Raw genomic sequence first — 15,741 nt, 5'->3', positions numbered from 1 at the left:
GGCCCGGTGGAGCCGACCGCGGGCCGGAACGCCGCAGCGCGCGGGGAACTCAGTAAGGTGGCGCGACGCCAACCGCCAGAACGATCGATACGAGGCCCCCACCGTGCGCCGACGCTCACTCCTCCTCGCCGTGCCCGCCGGACTGTTGACGCTCGCCGGATGCGGTGACGACACGTCCGACGGGGGCAGTGCGAGCGCGAGCTCGTCCCCCTCGACCAGCCCCTCGCCCCAGAAGTCCACGAAGATCGTGCCCGGCCCCCTCCCGGACGTCACCGCGGGCAAGGAGTTCGGCGAGAAGCCGACCGTGGCCAAGGGACCCGGCGAGCCCTCCCCGGAACTCGCGGTGAAGACCCTCATCGCCGGCACCGGGACGGCCGTGGCCAAGGGGGACTACCTCCAGGCGAACTACCTGGGCCAGATCTGGAGCACCGCGAAGGTCTTCGACAACTCCTACGACCGGGGGTCCCCCTCGGTCTTCCCGATCGGGGTGGGCCAGGTCATCCCCGGCTGGGACATGGCCCTGGTGGGCAAGAAGGCCGGCTCCCGGGTCGAACTCGCCGTTCCGCCCGGCCTCGGCTACGGCGAGGCGGGCAACGAGAAGGCCGGGATCAAGGGCACCGACACCCTGGTGTTCGTGGTGGACGTGGTGAACTCCTTCAACGGCAAGAGCTCGGCCAAGGGCAAGGCCGTCCCCCAGCAGGACGCGGACCTGCCCGAGGTGGGGACCAACACCAACGGCTCCGCCCCCGCCGTCAAGGTGCCCAAGACGGCCGCGCCGACCGAGCTGGTGTCGGAGTACGTCCTGGAGGGCGACGGCGACGAGGTCAAGGCCACCGACTCGCTCCTGGTCCAGTACAAGGGCGTGCTCTGGGCGGACGGCAAGGAGTTCGACTCCTCGTACCAGCGAGGCCAGCTCGCCCAGTTCGGTCTCGGCGAGGTCGTCAAGGGCTGGGCCCAGGGCCTCACCGGCAAGAAGGTCGGCAGCCGGGTCCTCATCGTGATCCCGCCCGCGCTCGGCTACGGGGACACCCCGCCGCAGGGCACCCCGATCAAGAAGGACTCGACCCTGGTCTTCTCGGTGGACATCCTCGCGAAGGTGTAACACTGGGACGGTTGCCCATCCGTGCGAGCAGGAGTGAGTGAGTGAACATCGAGAAGCCCGAGATCGACTTCCCCGAGGGCGAGGCCCCCAAGGACCTGGAGATCGTGGACGTCTGGGAGGGCGACGGCAAGGTCGCCGCCAAGGGCGACTTCGTCTCCGTGCACTACGTGGGCGTGGCCTTCTCCACCGGTGAGGAGTTCGACGCGAGCTGGAACCGCGGCAAGCCGCTCCAGTTCCAGCTCGGTGCGGGCCAGGTCATCCCCGGGTGGGACCAGGGCATCCAGGGCATGAAGGTCGGCGGTCGCCGCAAGCTGACGATCCCGGCGCACCTCGCGTACGGCGACCGCGGCGCCGGCGGTCGGATCGCCCCCGGCGAGACCCTGATCTTCGTCTGCGACCTGATGGCCGTCTGAGGACACCGCGGTCGCCCGCGAACGAGCGCGGGCACGGGCCCACGCCTTCGGGCGTGGGCCCTCGGCTTTTCCCGCGACGCCCCGAAACGGTACGGTCGTCGGGCGGGTGGGCGAACGAGAGGACGTAAGGCGTCGATGGCCATCTCCAAGGCCGAGCGGCTGATGAATCTGGCGCTGTGTCTGCTCGGGACGCGGCGCCCCCTCAGCAAGCGGGAACTACGCGGCTCCATCGAGGCGTACATCGAGGCGTTCGGACCCGGTGTGGGCGCCCTCGGCAGCGACGACTCCTTCAACCGGATGTTCGAGCGCGACAAGGACGACCTGCGCGAGCTGGGGCTCGTCATCGAGACCGTCGAGAACCTCGACGGCGACGTCGGCTACCTGGCCCGCCGGGACAGCAACCGGCTGCCGCCGATATCCCTGGACGCCGAGGAGGCCGCAGCGCTCGGCCTGGCGGCCAAGGTGTGGCAGCAGGCGCGGCTCGCCGGCGCGGCCAGCGGCGCCCTCCAGAAGCTGCGCGCCGCCGGACTGCCCGACGAGGTCGACCCGCACGGCGGCCACAGTGCCCTGGAACCGCGCATCCCGGTCCACGAGGCCGCCTTCGAACCGCTGATGCTGGCCTGCCGGGACCGCCGCCCCGTCCAGTTCGACTACCGCAAGGCCAACGCCGCCCGCCCCGAGCCCCGCCAGGTCGAGCCCTGGGCCCTGGAGTGCTGGCGCGGCCAGTGGTACCTGGCGGGCTGGGACCGCGACCGGGAGGCGGAGCGGGTCTTCCGGCTCTCCCGCATCACCGGCCGGGTCCGTAGCCGCGCCGGCGCCTACCGCGCGCCCGTGCCGGACGTCGTCACGGTCCGGGAGACCGTGGCCCGCTGGGCGGGCGAGGGCGCCGAGCGCAGCGCCCGCATCAGGCTGCGCGCCGGGGCCGGGTACCCGCTGCGGGCCAAGGCGGAGACCGTCCGGGAGCTCGGGGACGGGTGGGACGAACTGGAGATCCCGTACGGGCACGGCCTCGACGCCTGGCTCGTCGAGTTCGGTCCCGACGTGGTGGTGCTGGAGCCCGCCGAACTGCGGGCCGACGTCGTGGACCGGCTGCGCGCCGTGGCCAAGGGCTAGAGGGGGAGACGTACCACCGTGGCAGGAAAGCCGGCCAGGCCCGCGCGCCCGGCGAACGCGATCGACCAGACCCGTCGGATGCTGTCCCTGGTGACGTATCTGCGCGAGCGGCCCGGTGCCCGGGTGGAGGACGTGGCACGGGCCTTCGGCATCAGCGAGGACGAACTGATCTCCGACCTCGACGTGCTGCCGCTGTGCGGAACCAGCTTCCGCGGCGGCGACCTCCTCGACATCGACACCGACGGCGACCGCATCTGGTGGCGCAACCCGCAGGCCCTCAGCGCCGAGGCGGCCGCTCCGCTGCGGATCTCCGCGGACGAGGCCACCGCGCTGCTCGTCGCCGCCCGGGCGGTCGCCACCCTGCCGGGGCTGCGCGAGGGCGACCGGCAGGCGCTGCTGCGGGCGACCGCCAAACTGGAGGCCGCGGCGGGCGAGGCCGCCGCCCCCAGCGCCCGGCTCTCGGTCACCTTCGAGTCCGAGGGCGGGGTCTTCGCCGATGTGGACCGGGCCATCTCCGAGCGCCGCAGACTGTGGATCAGGTACTACTCGCCCGCCCGGGACGAGATCACCGAGCGGGAGATCGACCCCATCCGGCTGGTGAGCATCGGGCACACCTACGTGGAGGCGTGGTGCCGGCGCTCCGAGGCGCGGCGCACCTTCCGGCTGGACCGCGTGGTGGAGATCACGGTCCTGGACGAGCCGTCGGCGCCGCCCCAGGTCGAACTGCGCGACCTCTCCCAAGCACTGGTCCAGCCCGCGGCCGAGGACCCGGAGGTGGTGGTGGAGGTCGGGCCCGGCGGCCGTTGGGTGGCCGAGTACTACCCCCACGACCGCGCGGAGGAGCTCCCGGACGGCGGACTGCGCATCACCCTGCGCACCCCGGACCCGGCCTCGCTGCGACGGCTCGCGCTCCGACTGGGCGGGGACGGGCGCATCGTCGCCCCCGAGGCGCTGGCCGCGAGCGCGCGCCGGGCGGCCCGTGACGCACTCGCCGCCTACGACCGGGGCGAGGGACCGCCCCCGGCGTCCGCCGGACCGCAGGAGCGAGCGCTGTGAGCACGCCCGTGGGCCCCGGGCCCGCCCCCGACGGACCGGCCCGCGCCGAGGCGTCCGAGATATCCGCCGTGCCGGAGCTGGCGATGGTGACCCCCGTCGTCTTCCGCGCCGGCTGCCCGGACTGCCGGGCCCGCTTCGAACTGCCCGCCGCGGCCCTGCGGCTGGCCATCGGCGGATCCGCGAGCACCACCTTCTACTCCTTCACCTGCCCGGAGTGCGCAACCGCCGTCCGCAAGCCGGCGGGCGAGCGCATCGTGGAACTCCTCACCGGTGGCGGGGTGCGCACGCTGCGCCTGCACACCACCGTCTAGGCTCGGCGCATGTTCTGGCCCATGTTCGCGATCGCCCTCGGCTTCCTCGGTCTCCTGGTCCTCGGGGTGCTCGCGGTGCGGGTCTTCGTGGCGGCCGAACGGCTCGGGCGCGAGGTGTCGAAGGCCGCCCGCCGGATCGGCGGCGCCGCCGAGGACCTGGAGCGGGCGTCGGTGGATGCCGCCCGGGCCGGGCACGACGCCCGTCCGTAGCCTCGCCCCCGGTGCCCTCGGGGAGGTTCGAGGACGGTGACCGTCCGTACCGGTCCGGATGCCGAGGCACAACGGCAACGACCTCGTCAAACCCTCGTTCCCGACCTGTCCGCCGCTGAGGAGGGGCAGGTAGGCTGCCCCCTACGGCCCGGGAAGTGAGGCACGGGTCGGAACGCCGGACGGCCGAGCCGTCGGACCACCGCCACGGGGAGTACGGACGGGGATTGCCCCCGGTTCACCCTGGAGCGTTACGATCGCTGCCAGCACGGCGGTCGGGCAGGGGTCCGGCCGATCGGTCAGCAACCCGCCCCAAGCCGCCTCGGTGAGAAGGTAGACGTAGATGTTCGGTGGACGGATCGGCCCGCTTGAGATCACTCTGATCCTCGTCATCATCCTGCTGCTGTTCGGTGCGAAGAAGCTCCCCGACATGGCGCGCTCCCTCGGCAAGTCCGCCCGCATCCTCAAGAGCGAGGCCAAGGCGATGAAGGCGGAGGGCCAGGAGCCCGCGCCGACCGAGCCCCTGCACAAGGAGCAGCCGCCGGCCCAGCGCACCATCAAGGCCGCGCCGGGCGACGTGACCAGCTCACGTCCGGTCGCCGAGCACACGGACACCACGCAGCGCTGACGCAGCCCCGGGTGTCTCCGGCCTGCCGCACGAGATGAGGACGTGGGTTGCTCAAGTCTGCCCGCAAGAAGGAGAAGAATCCCGAGGGGCGCATGCCCCTCGTGGAGCACCTGCGCGAACTGCGCAACCGCCTGGCCAAGGCGGTGGTGGCGATCATCCTGGTCACGATCGTCGCCGCGTTCTTCTACAAGGACATCGTCGAGTTCGTCACCAATCCGGTGCTGGAGGCGGTCGGATGTGAGGACAGCTTCTCCGAGCTGGCGAAGCGCGAGGACGGGACCTGTGCCCGGATCGTGCTGAACGGCCTCATGACGCCGTTCACGCTGGCCTTGAAGGTGTCCCTGATGGCCGGTGTGGTGGGTTCCTCGCCGCTCTGGCTCTACCAGTTGTGGGCGTTCGTCGCGCCGGGACTGCACAAGAACGAGAAGAAGTACAGCCTTGCGTTCGTCGCCGCCGGTGTTCCGCTCTTCACCGGAGGCGCGTACTTCGCCTACCTGACGCTGCCCACGATGGCGACCGTACTCCTGGACTTCTCGCCCGCCAACCTCGACAACCAGTTGCCCCTCGACGGGCTCCTGGACCTGATCACCCGCATGGTCCTGGTGTTCGGCGCGTCCTTCACCCTGCCGCTGTTCCTAGTGATGCTCAACCTCACGGGCATGATCACGGGACGGCGCATGCTCGGCTGGTGGCGCGGCATGATCCTGGGCGTCGCCATCTTCGCCGCCGTCGTCACCCCCAGCACGGAGCCGATCTCGATGCTGGCGCTGGCCGGCCCGATCTGGTTGCTCTACCTCCTCGCTTCGGGGATCTCGCTCCTCAACGACCGCCGCCGGGCCATGATCGAGGCGGCCGGCCCGGCCGACGACGAGGCATCGGAACTGGACCTCACGCCCTCCGACATCGGTGCGGCCGAGTCGGTCGGAGCGGGCCCGACCGTGCCCCCGCAATCGGAAGCCGGACGTCAGCAGCGGATCAACGGCTACGACGACGTCACCTGAGCCTCGCGGTTCGGCGTCGACGATGACGAGGTGCCCCGGGACCACCCGGGGCACCTCGTCGCGTTCCGATCGTCCACACTCCCCTGACCAGCACCGATAGGACGATCCGGATATTGATCGCCTGCTGTCACCGGAGGCGGGTAACCTCGGAAGCACGATGACAGAGGATCTCTCACCGGCCGAGCGGTACGCGGCGTCGCGGCGGCGCGCCGCCGAGCAGGCCACCTCCCTCGGCGCCTTCCGCGAGATGTACGCATTCGGACTGGACCCCTTCCAGGTCGAAGCGTGCCAGGCCCTCGAAGCGGGCAAGGGCGTGTTGGTCGCCGCGCCCACCGGTTCCGGCAAGACGATCGTCGGCGAGTTCGCCGTGCACCTCGCGCTGGGCCAGGGCAAGAAGTGCTTCTACACCACGCCCATCAAGGCGCTCTCCAACCAGAAGTACGCCGACCTCGCCAAGCGCTACGGCGCCGACCGGGTCGGCCTGCTGACGGGCGACAACAGCGTGAACTCCGACGCCCCCGTGGTCGTGATGACCACGGAGGTGCTCCGCAACATGCTGTACGCGGGGTCGCAGTCGCTGCTGGGGCTCGGCTACGTGGTCATGGACGAGGTGCACTACCTCTCCGACCGCTTCCGGGGCGCCGTCTGGGAAGAGGTGATCATCCACCTCCCCGAATCGGTGACGCTGGTCTCGCTCTCCGCGACGGTGTCGAATGCGGAGGAGTTCGGTGACTGGCTGGACACGGTCCGCGGCGACACCGAGGTCATCGTCTCCGAGCACCGGCCCGTTCCGCTCTTCCAGCACGTGCTGGCCGGGCGGCGGGTCTACGACCTCTTCGAGGAGGGCGAGGGCCAGAAGAAGGCGGTCAACCCGGATCTGACCCGGATGGCCCGGATGGAGTCCTCCCGCCCCAGTTGGGGGCGGGACAAGCGCCGCGGGCGCGGGGTGCGCGAGGCCGACCGCGAGCGTGAGCGGCGGCAGCGCACCCGGGTGTGGACCCCCGGTCGTCCGGAGGTCATCGAGCGCCTTGACGCCGACGGCCTGCTGCCCGCGATCACCTTCATCTTCAGCCGCGCCGGCTGCGAGGCGGCCGTCCAGCAGTGCCTGTACGCGGGGCTGCGGCTCAACGACGACCAGGCCCGTGCAGAGGTCCGGGCGATCGTCGAGGAGCGCACCTCCGCGATCCCGGCCGAGGACCTGCACGTCCTCGGCTACTACGAGTGGCTGGAGGGGCTGGAGCGCGGCATCGCGGCCCACCACGCCGGCATGCTGCCCACCTTCAAGGAGGTCGTGGAGGAGCTCTTCGTGCGCGGCCTGGTGAAGGCGGTCTTCGCAACGGAGACGCTCGCCCTCGGCATCAACATGCCGGCGCGCTCGGTGGTGCTGGAGAAGCTGGTCAAGTGGAACGGCGAGCAGCACGCCGACATCACCCCGGGGGAGTACACCCAGCTCACCGGCCGGGCCGGGCGTCGGGGCATCGACGTCGAGGGACACGCGGTGGTGCTGTGGCAGCGCGGCATGAACCCCGAACACCTCGCGGGCCTCGCGGGGACCCGCACCTATCCGCTGCGCTCCAGCTTCCGGCCCTCGTACAACATGGCCGTCAACCTGGTGGAGCAGTTCGGGCGGCACCGCTCGCGGGAGCTGCTGGAGACCTCCTTCGCCCAGTTCCAGGCCGACCGTTCGGTGGTCGGGATCTCCCGGCAGGTCCAGCGCAACGAGGAGGGGCTCGCCGGCTACAAGGAGTCGATGACCTGCCACCTGGGCGACTTCGAGGAGTACGCACGGCTGCGCCGACAGCTCAAGGACCGCGAGACGGAACTCGCCCGCCAGGGCGTCTCCCAGCGCCGGGCCGCCGCGGCGGGAGCCCTGGAGAAGCTGAAGCCGGGGGACGTGATCCACGTGCCCACCGGCAAGTACGCGGGGCTGGCACTGGTGCTGGACCCGGGGTTGCCGGCCGGGCGTTCCAACGGGCACCGGGGCTTCGACCAGCACGACGGGCCCCGTCCGTTGGTGCTCACCGCGGAGCGCCAGGTCAAGCGGCTCGCCCCGATCGACTTCCCGGTCCCGGTGGAGGCCCTGGAGCGGATGCGCATTCCGCGCTCGTTCAACGCCCGCTCCCCGCAGTCCCGTCGGGACCTGGCGTCGGCGCTGCGCACCAAGGCAGGCCACCTGGTGCCCGAGCGGCACCGCAAGCAGCGCGCGGCCGCCGCCGACGACCGCGAGTTGGCCCGGCTGCGCACCGAGCTCCGGGCCCACCCCTGCCACGGCTGCGCGGACCGCGAGGACCACGCCCGGTGGGCGGAGCGGTACCACCGACTGGTCCGTGACACGCACCAGTTGGAGCGGCGCATCGAGGGGCGCACCAACACCATCGCGCGCACCTTCGACCGGATCGTGGCCCTGTTGGCGGAGCTCGACTACCTGCGGGGCGACGAGGTCACCCCCAACGGCAGGCGGTTGGCCCGGCTCTACGGGGAGTTGGACCTGTTGGCCAGCGAGTGCCTGCGGGCCGGGGTGTGGGAGCAGCTCGACCCGGCGGAGCTGGCCGCCTGCGCGTCCGCGCTGGTCTACGAGGCGCGGGCGGCCGACGACGCGACGGCGCCCAAGGTGCCGTCCGGCAGGGCCAAGGCGGCCCTGGGGGACATGGTCCGCATCTGGGGGCGGCTCGACGCCCTGGAGGAGGACTTCAAGATCAGCCAGACCGAGGGCGTCGGCCAGCGCGAGCCCGACCTCGGCTTCGCCTGGGCGGCGTACATGTGGGCCTCGGGCAAGGGCCTGGACGAGGTGCTGCGCGAGGCGGAGATGCCGGCGGGCGACTTCGTCCGTTGGTGCAAGCAGGTCATCGACGTGCTGGGACAGATCGCGGCCGCCCCGGTGGACGGGGAGTCGACGGTGCCGAAGAACGCCCGGCGGGCCGTGGACGCCCTGCTGCGTGGAGTGGTCGCCTACTCCTCGGTGGGATGACGGTGCGATCGTCGGGCTGACGCCCACGTCCGGAGAAACGTGACGGCCCGTTCCGAGGGGGACGGGCCGTTCCGTGTTGACCGGGGTCCCGCCCGTGGGTGACCGGGACTCGGGCGGTCCGAGCCGGCAGGGGTCGGCCGGGGGCGCGCTCCACCGCCGCACGGGGGTTCCGCTCCGTCTCGGCACCCCTTCTGTGACCTGCACGATCGGGGCCTTCGGACGCCTCCGCTCCGTCACTCCTCGTATGCGGAGAACTCCCCAGCGTGTAAATCGGCCGAGTGTAGCGGCCCGTGCTGCTGGATTTCAGGTGCTTCCTGAATATGACACGGCGATGGGCGCGCCGCACTAAGCTCGCCCGCAGCGTGCTGAGTTAAGGCGAATGAGGTAAATCGTTCGCTTGTTCTCCGGGATTCCCGTTGGTGGGAATCGTTCCGGATGCTGCGGCGCGCCCGGCACCCAGAATTCACACTGGAAACCGTTCTGATCCCGTGAAAACACCAATTATTCGGATATACCGACCATCCCCGAGCCGACTCCCTCAGAGGGCATACATGGTGAGTGTTCAAGCGCCTCCCGGTGGCCGAAAGATCCCCAACCTGCGCGTGCTGCTGTTGCCGACCGTTCTGATGGCCGCCGTGACAGGCGGGTGCATCGCGGCCGTCCCGGAACCGTCCCGGCTGATGGTGGGTCTGTGCGGTGCGGTCGGTACCGTGCTGGTCCTCGCCTCGGCCGGCGAGGCCGCCCGCCGGGGCCGGCTGCTGAGGAACCTGCGGGCCGACTTCGCCCACCGCGCCGCGTACCTGGAGAAGCGCCTCGCCACCCAGGACGCCGAGCTGATCCACCTCGGTCGTCAGCTGCTGCCCGACGCCCTGTTCCGACTCCGCCAGGGGGAGTCGCCCGCCGACGTGGTGCGCGCCGTGGTCGACGCCGACCCGGCCTACCGAGACCTCCCCGACACCCAGCGCGCCCTGCTGAAGGACGTCCTCGACATCGTCGACAACGAGGAGGCGGTGCGCGAGTCCACCCAGCGGGCCTTCGTCAACATCGCCCGTCGGGTCCAGGCGATCGTGCACCAACAGGCTGCGGAACTGAGGGAGATGGAGGAGGACCACGGGCGCAACCCCGAGGTCTTCGACGACCTCCTGCGCATCGACCACGGCACCGCGCTGATCGGGCGGCTCGCCGACTCCATCGCCGTCCTCGGCGGCGCCCGCCCCGGCCGGCAGTGGCCCAAGCCCGTCCCGCTGTTCAGCGTGCTGCGCGGCGCCATGTCCCGCATCCTGGAGTACCGCCGCGTCGACCTGCACTCCATCGCCAAGGTCGCCGTCAAGGGCACCCACGTGGAGCCGCTGATCCACGCCGCCGCCGAACTCCTCGACAACGCCACCCGCTACTCGCCGCCCCAGACCCGGGTGCACGTCACCGCGGTCGAGGTGCAGACCGGCATCGCCATCGAGATCGAGGACGGCGGGGTGAGCCTGAGCGAGGAGGCCCGACTGCGTGCCGAACGGATGCTCGCCCAGGCGAAGGCGGGCATCGACCTGAAGGACCTCGGCGAGACCCCTCGGCTCGGCATGGCCGTCCTCGGCCGCCTCTCCCAGATGTACGACATGCAGGTGTCCCTGCGGCAGTCCGCGTACGGCGGGGTCCGCGCCGTGCTCATCGTGCCGCGCGACATGCTCACCTCCGGCCCCGCACCCGGTCTCGCCCACGGCATCGGGGCGACCGCCGTGCCCCGGGTGAACGACGACGGCTCGCCCGTGCAGGAACCGCAGCGCAAGGCGAAGAAGCGACGCCCCACCACCGGCCCGCGACGCCCCGAGGACGACCTCGCCGCCGCCCGTCAGGACGGCGAGGCCCCCGTCGTCACGGAGTGGACCGCGGGCGGTCTGCCCCAACGGCGCAGCCGGGTCCGCACCCCGCTCAGCCAGCGCTACGCCGACGCCACCGCCCAGAGCGCCGAGCCGCTCGCCCCGGAACCCTGGCAACTGCCCGTTCCGCCGCAGGGCGAGAAGCCCGCGGAGCCCGAGCCGGGCCTGTGGGTCGAGGCGTTCATGAACGGCATCAAGGGCCCCGCCGAAGGACCCGCCCCGGCCCAGCCGGTCCACCGCGCCGAGGGCGCGGTCAACGGCACCGCGCACGCGGGCCACTTCGGCACCCACCCGCACAACGACGACCTCATGGACGAGGGGGACCGCACGTGATCCAGCAGCGCGCCAACTTCGACTGGATGCTCAAGGAGCTCGCGGACGGTGTGCCGCAGACCCGTCAGGTGGTGGTGCTGTCCGCGGACGGGCTGCGCATCGCCCGCTACGGCGGGGAGCCCGACGCCGCCGACCGGCTCGCCGCGGCGTGCGCCGGACTCCAGAGCCTCGCCAGTGCGGTGGCCGGCGAGATCCCCGACAGCGACGGCCGGATGCGCATGGTGATCATCGAGGTGAGCGGCGGCTACTTCTACCTGATGGCCGCGGGCGCGGGTGCCTTTCTCGCCGTCCTCGCCGACGAGACCGTGGACGCGGGTCTGATGAGCAATCGCATGCGCGACCTCGTGGTGCGCATCGGCGCCCATCTGACCAGTCCGCCCAGGCGCGACGGACGGACGGCATGACCGCTCCGCAACGCCAGCGCCGTCCCCCCGAACCCGTCCAGGAGAAGGAGCCGGAACGCCTCTACGTCATCACCGGGGGTTCGGCGGAGGGCCGGGCCGAGGTCGACCTGGTCACGCTCATCGTGACCCGCGCCGATCCCGCGCCCACCGCCCCGCCGGAGCAGACCGCACTGCTCAGGCTCTGTCGGTCCCCCCTGTCGGTGGCGGAGATCTCGGCCTACCTCAACCTGCCGTTCAGTGTCGTGACCCTGCTGCTGACGGAGTTGTTGGCGGCCGAACTCGTGCAGGCGCGCTCGCCGATCGTGCGTTCCGCGCTGCCCGATCGATCCCTTCTCGAAGCGGTGATGCATGGACTTCAAAAGCTATGAGGACGCGGTGGGCGCGGTGCCCGTCGTCCCCGTTCAGAGCACCGGTGTCCGGAGCGGCCCGGGTGCCGAGGACCATCTGCCGGCCACGGCCAGTGCGGCCGTCAAGATCGTGATCGTCGGAGGCTTCGGGGTCGGCAAGACGACCATGGTCCAGGCCGTGAGCGAGATCCGCCCGCTCACGACCGAGGAGACCATGACCCAGGCCGGCATCGGGGTCGACGACGACTACGGTTCCGACTCCAAGACCGCCACCACCGTGGCCATGGACTTCGGCCGGATCAGCATCACGGAGCAACTGGTGCTGTACCTGTTCGGCACCCCCGGGCAGGAGCGGTTCTGGTTCCTGTGGAACGGGCTGTTCGAGGGCGCCCTCGGTGCCGTCGTCCTCGTCGACACCCGGCGCCTGGAGGTCAGCTTCGACGTCATCGGGCGCCTGGAGGAACGGGGGGTGCCGTTCGTCATCGCCGTCAACGACTTCCCCGGCGCGCCCCGTTACCCGATGACGGAACTGCGGGTCGCGCTCGACCTGCCGGAGTACGTCCCCATCATGAACTGCGACGCCCGGCTCCGGGCGTCCAGCCGGGACGCCCTGCTCACCCTGATGCACTTCCTGCACTCGCTGACCGGCGCCCGCGCCTGACCCGGTCCGACCGGGCGTCCGCCCGCGCCGCCCCGTTGCCGCCCGGCCGGCCGGGCCGTCCCCGGCCCCGGCGGCCGACCGTCCCCGACAACCCTTCGCCCGTTCCGGCACCTGCCGGCGTCCCCCCGGCCCACGAGCCATCCCCGGACTCCTCGGAGCACTCACGTGACCACCCAGCCCCGTCTCCCCGCCGGCCCGCCCCTCGGCGACCCCACCGCGTCCCCGCCCCCCGGCTGTCCCGCACACGGCGCCGGTGTCGGGCGCCGGCGCATCCACGGCGCCGAGGCCGATGCGGACCTCGCGGACCTCTACGAGCAGCTGCGCGCCGAACACGGGCCGGTGGCACCCGTGTTGATCCACAACGACGTCCCCATGTGGGCCGTGCTGGGCCACGGCGAGAACCTGCACATGGTGCGCACCCCCTCCCAGTACAACCGGGACTCCCGCCACTGGACCGCCGTCCTCGACGGCAGCGTCGGCCCCGCCCACCCGCTCGCGCCGGTGTACTCCTGGCAACCGATCTGCAGCTTCGCCGAGGGGGCGGAACACCAGCGGCTGCGCGGCGCCGTCACCGGTGCCATGGCGACCATCGACCACCGCGGCGTGCGGCGCCACATCAACCGCTACAGCCAGCGGCTCGTCAACGAGTTCTGCGAGCGGGGCCAGGCCGACCTGGTCAGCCAGTTCGCCGAGCAACTGCCGATGGCGGTGATGTGCGAGATCCTCGGCATGCCCGAGGAGTACAACGAGCGGATGGTGCAGTCCGCCCGCGACATGATCAAGGGCACCGAGACCGCCATCGCCAGCAACGAGTACGTGATGAGCACCCTCATGCACCTGGTCGCCCGACGTCGGGCGAAGCCGGTGGAGGACTTCACCAGCGCCCTCATCACCCACGAGTCCCGACTCACCGACGACGAGGTGGCCCAGCACCTGCGGCTGGTCCTGGTCGCGGCCTACGAGGCGACCGCGAACCTCATCGCCAACGTGCTGCGCATGGTCCTCACCGACCCGCGGTTCCGGGCGCAGCTCAACGGCGGCCAGATGACCGTGCCCGAAGCGGTGGAGCAGACCCTGTGGGACGAGCCCCCGTTCTCCGCGATGGTGGGCTACTTCGCCAAGTGCGACACCGAACTGGGGGGACAGCGCATCCAGGCCGGCGACGGCCTCATCTTCGGCATCGCCCCGGGCAACCTCGACCCCGCGGTCCGTCCGGACCTGTCGGCGAACATGCAGGGCAACCGCTCGCACCTGGCCTTCGGCAGCGGTCCCCACGAGTGCCCCGGCCAGGACATCGGGCGGGCGATCGCCGACACCGGGGTGGACGCCCTGCTGATGCGGCTGCCGGACGTCCGGCTCGCCTCGGACCCCACGCAGTTGCGCTGGCGCTCGACCATCCTCTCCCGCCACCTGGTCGAGCTCCCCGTGGTCTTCGCGCCGCGGCCCCCGCAGGACGTCCGGGCCCGCCCCAGCATCGGCAAGCCGGTGGCCATGGCCGGTGACTGGCAGGTCTCCACCCCCGCACCGCTGTCCGCAGTGGGGGAGTTGACCGGCGCCGCCTCGGTTCCGCTCCCCCCGACCGCCGAACCCGTCGCCCCCGCACCGGACCCGGCGCAACAGGGGGTGTGGTGGCGGCTCGCCCAGTGGTGGCGGGGGAGCTGACCCCGGGCTACGGGGCGAGCGCGCGGTCGCTGGTGAAACGGTGCGCCACGCCCGTGACGGGATCGGTGAACGCCAGCACCCGCGCCAACAGCCGCAGCGGTTCGCCGAAGTCCCCGGGCGGCACCGGCTCGCGGACCACCGGGTACAGCGGATCACCCAGGATCGGCACGCCCAGGGCGTTCATGTGCACCCGCAGTTGGTGGGTCCGACCGGTCAGCGGCAGCAGGCGGTAGCGCGCCAGGGCCCCGTGCCGTCCGTCCGTCGGAACGGGGCCGAGCCGCTCCACCCGGCTGATCGCGTTCGGTTCGCCCGGGACCTCCTGCGCGGTCAACACCCCGCGCTCCTTGACGATCCGGCTGCGGACCGTGCGCGGAAGGTCCAGGGCCGGATCGTCCGGGGCCAGCGCCTCGTACTCCTTGTACACCCGCTTGTCCCGGAACAGGCCCTGGTAGGCGCCCCGTTCCTCGGGGCGGACGGTGAACAGCACCAGTCCGGCGGTCAGCCGGTCCAGACGGTGCGCGGCGCCGAGGGCGGGCAGGTCCAGCTCCCGGCGCAGCCGGGCCAGGGCGGTCTCGGTGACGTGGCCGCCCCGCGGGGTGGTGGCCAGGAAGTGCGGCTTGTCCACCACGACGATGTGCGCGTCGCGGTGGACGATGCGCAGCGGGAACGGCACCGGGGGCTCCGGGCGCAGCTCCCGGTGGAACCAGAGGGTCAGGCCCGGTGCGTACGGGGCGTCCGGCGCGAGGGGACGTCCGTCGGCGGTGACGAACTCGCCGGCCGTCAGCATCGCGTCGATCACCTCGGGCGGCGGGGCCAACCGCTCCACCAGGTGGTCGCGGACGGTGCGCCAGGGACCGCCGGTCAACGGCAGCCGCAGCCGTGCGGCGTCGATCCCCTGGCGCTGGGGGAGCGGGGCGGGACTCTTGCGTCGGGTGCGGGACATCGTGCTGCCGAGGGTAGTCCCCGGGCAGTGGACCGGTCGCGGACCCGAAGAACCCCCAGGGGGCTCCGGTCCCTGGGGGTTCGGCTCGGTGAGCTCTCGGGAGGTCAGGCCGCGGTCTCCTGCTCGGCCTCCACCTGGGCGTTCCACTGCGGCTTGGACGCCTGCCAGCCGTCCTCGTTGTGACCGAGGCGCCAGTACCCGGAGATCGACAGGTCCTCCCGGGGCACCTGGTGCTCCAGGCGCAGCAGCCGGCGCAGTTCCTTCACGAACCCCGCCTCGCCGTGGACGAACGCCTGGCAGCGACCGTCGGGGAACTCCAGGGCGCGCACCGCGGCGAGCAGGGCCTCGCCGACCGGGCGCTCTCCGCGGTGCAGCCAGACCACCTCGGCATCGGTGTCGATCCGCTGCTCCTCCTCGGGGCCGGTGACCTCGACGAAGGCGCGGACCGTGGCACCGGGCGGCAGGGCCTCCAGCGAGGTGGCGATCGCCGGCAGGGCGCTCTCGTCCCCGACCAGCAGGTGCCAGTCGGCGTCTGCGGAGGGCGCGTAGGCGCCGCCGGGGCCGAGCAGGCGGATCTCCTCGCCGGGCTGGACCCGGGCGGCCCAGGGGCCGGCGATGCCCTCCGCCCCGTGCACGACGAAGTCGATGGCCAGTTCGCGGGTCTTGGGGTCCCAGGCCCGTACCGAGTAGGTGCGGGTCACGGGCCACTGGGTGCGGGGGA

16 protein-coding genes are annotated in these 15,741 nt (G+C 72.0%); 14 read left to right on the top strand and 2 right to left on the bottom strand.

Features of this window, described 5'->3' with window-relative positions:
* Positions 1-103: 103 nt before the first annotated feature.
* The 14 genes from ABT092_RS12020 (at position 104) to ABT092_RS11955 (ending at position 14,077) form a co-directional block, all read left to right on the top strand.
* Positions 104-1,102, top strand: a complete 999-nt coding sequence (locus ABT092_RS12020; protein ID WP_351242618.1) for an FKBP-type peptidyl-prolyl cis-trans isomerase — start codon at positions 104-106, stop codon at positions 1,100-1,102.
* A gap of 41 nt (positions 1,103-1,143) precedes the next feature.
* Positions 1,144-1,515, top strand: coding sequence for an FKBP-type peptidyl-prolyl cis-trans isomerase (locus ABT092_RS12015; protein ID WP_351242616.1), 372 nt, complete (start codon positions 1,144-1,146; stop codon positions 1,513-1,515).
* A gap of 135 nt (positions 1,516-1,650) precedes the next feature.
* Positions 1,651-2,628, top strand: a complete 978-nt coding sequence (locus ABT092_RS12010; RefSeq protein ID WP_351242614.1) for a helix-turn-helix transcriptional regulator — start codon at positions 1,651-1,653, stop codon at positions 2,626-2,628.
* Positions 2,629-2,706: 78 nt separating this feature from the next.
* Positions 2,707-3,684 (top strand): helix-turn-helix transcriptional regulator, encoded by a 978-nt coding sequence (locus ABT092_RS12005; RefSeq protein ID WP_502968430.1) that lies wholly within the window; start codon positions 2,707-2,709, stop codon positions 3,682-3,684.
* The gene (locus tag ABT092_RS12000; protein WP_502968427.1) at positions 3,681-3,995 is read left to right on the top strand and encodes a hypothetical protein; all 315 of its coding nucleotides are present in this window, start codon (positions 3,681-3,683) and stop codon (positions 3,993-3,995) included. The genes ABT092_RS12005 and ABT092_RS12000 overlap by 4 nt, the downstream gene beginning before the upstream one ends.
* 9 nt (positions 3,996-4,004) lie before the next feature.
* Positions 4,005-4,205 carry a hypothetical protein gene (locus ABT092_RS11995; RefSeq protein WP_351242610.1) on the top strand — a complete coding sequence of 67 codons (201 nt, stop codon included), beginning with the start codon at positions 4,005-4,007 and terminating at the stop codon, positions 4,203-4,205.
* 340 nt (positions 4,206-4,545) lie between these two features.
* On the top strand, positions 4,546-4,830 hold the full coding sequence (tatA, locus tag ABT092_RS11990; protein ID WP_351242608.1) for a Sec-independent protein translocase subunit TatA: 285 nt from the start codon (positions 4,546-4,548) through the stop codon (positions 4,828-4,830).
* 47 nt (positions 4,831-4,877) lie between these two features.
* Complete coding sequence (tatC, locus tag ABT092_RS11985; RefSeq protein WP_351242606.1) at positions 4,878-5,831, top strand: twin-arginine translocase subunit TatC; 954 nt, start codon at positions 4,878-4,880, stop codon at positions 5,829-5,831.
* 157 nt (positions 5,832-5,988) lie between these two features.
* Positions 5,989-8,799, top strand: a complete 2,811-nt coding sequence (locus tag ABT092_RS11980) for a DEAD/DEAH box helicase (RefSeq protein WP_351242604.1) — start codon at positions 5,989-5,991, stop codon at positions 8,797-8,799.
* Between the two features lie 551 nt (positions 8,800-9,350).
* Positions 9,351-11,003, top strand: coding sequence for an ATP-binding protein (locus tag ABT092_RS11975; protein ID WP_351242602.1), 1,653 nt, complete (start codon positions 9,351-9,353; stop codon positions 11,001-11,003).
* Positions 11,000-11,407, top strand: a complete 408-nt coding sequence (locus ABT092_RS11970; RefSeq protein ID WP_351242600.1) for a roadblock/LC7 domain-containing protein — start codon at positions 11,000-11,002, stop codon at positions 11,405-11,407. The genes ABT092_RS11975 and ABT092_RS11970 overlap by 4 nt, the downstream gene beginning before the upstream one ends.
* Complete coding sequence (locus ABT092_RS11965; protein ID WP_351242598.1) at positions 11,404-11,775, top strand: DUF742 domain-containing protein; 372 nt, start codon at positions 11,404-11,406, stop codon at positions 11,773-11,775. The genes ABT092_RS11970 and ABT092_RS11965 overlap by 4 nt, the downstream gene beginning before the upstream one ends.
* Positions 11,756-12,415 (top strand): GTP-binding protein, encoded by a 660-nt coding sequence (locus tag ABT092_RS11960; RefSeq protein ID WP_351242596.1) that lies wholly within the window; start codon positions 11,756-11,758, stop codon positions 12,413-12,415. The genes ABT092_RS11965 and ABT092_RS11960 overlap by 20 nt, the downstream gene beginning before the upstream one ends.
* 165 nt (positions 12,416-12,580) lie before the next feature.
* Positions 12,581-14,077 (top strand): cytochrome P450, encoded by a 1,497-nt coding sequence (locus ABT092_RS11955; RefSeq protein ID WP_351242594.1) that lies wholly within the window; start codon positions 12,581-12,583, stop codon positions 14,075-14,077.
* 7 nt (positions 14,078-14,084) lie between these two features.
* Here ABT092_RS11955 and ABT092_RS11950 read toward each other — a convergent pair whose 3' ends face one another.
* A complete protein-coding gene (locus ABT092_RS11950; protein WP_351242592.1) occupies positions 14,085-15,020 on the bottom strand; it encodes a pseudouridine synthase in 936 nt (311 codons plus the stop codon).
* Between the two features lie 104 nt (positions 15,021-15,124).
* The coding region (locus ABT092_RS11945; RefSeq protein WP_351242590.1) for a siderophore-interacting protein at positions 15,125-15,741 on the bottom strand (617 nt) is incomplete at its 5' end.

Source organism: Streptomyces sp. NPDC002490 (assembly GCF_040296045.1).
Classification (GTDB): Bacteria; Actinomycetota; Actinomycetes; order Streptomycetales; family Streptomycetaceae; genus Streptomyces.
This window is presented reverse-complemented; position numbering and strand designations above follow the sequence as displayed.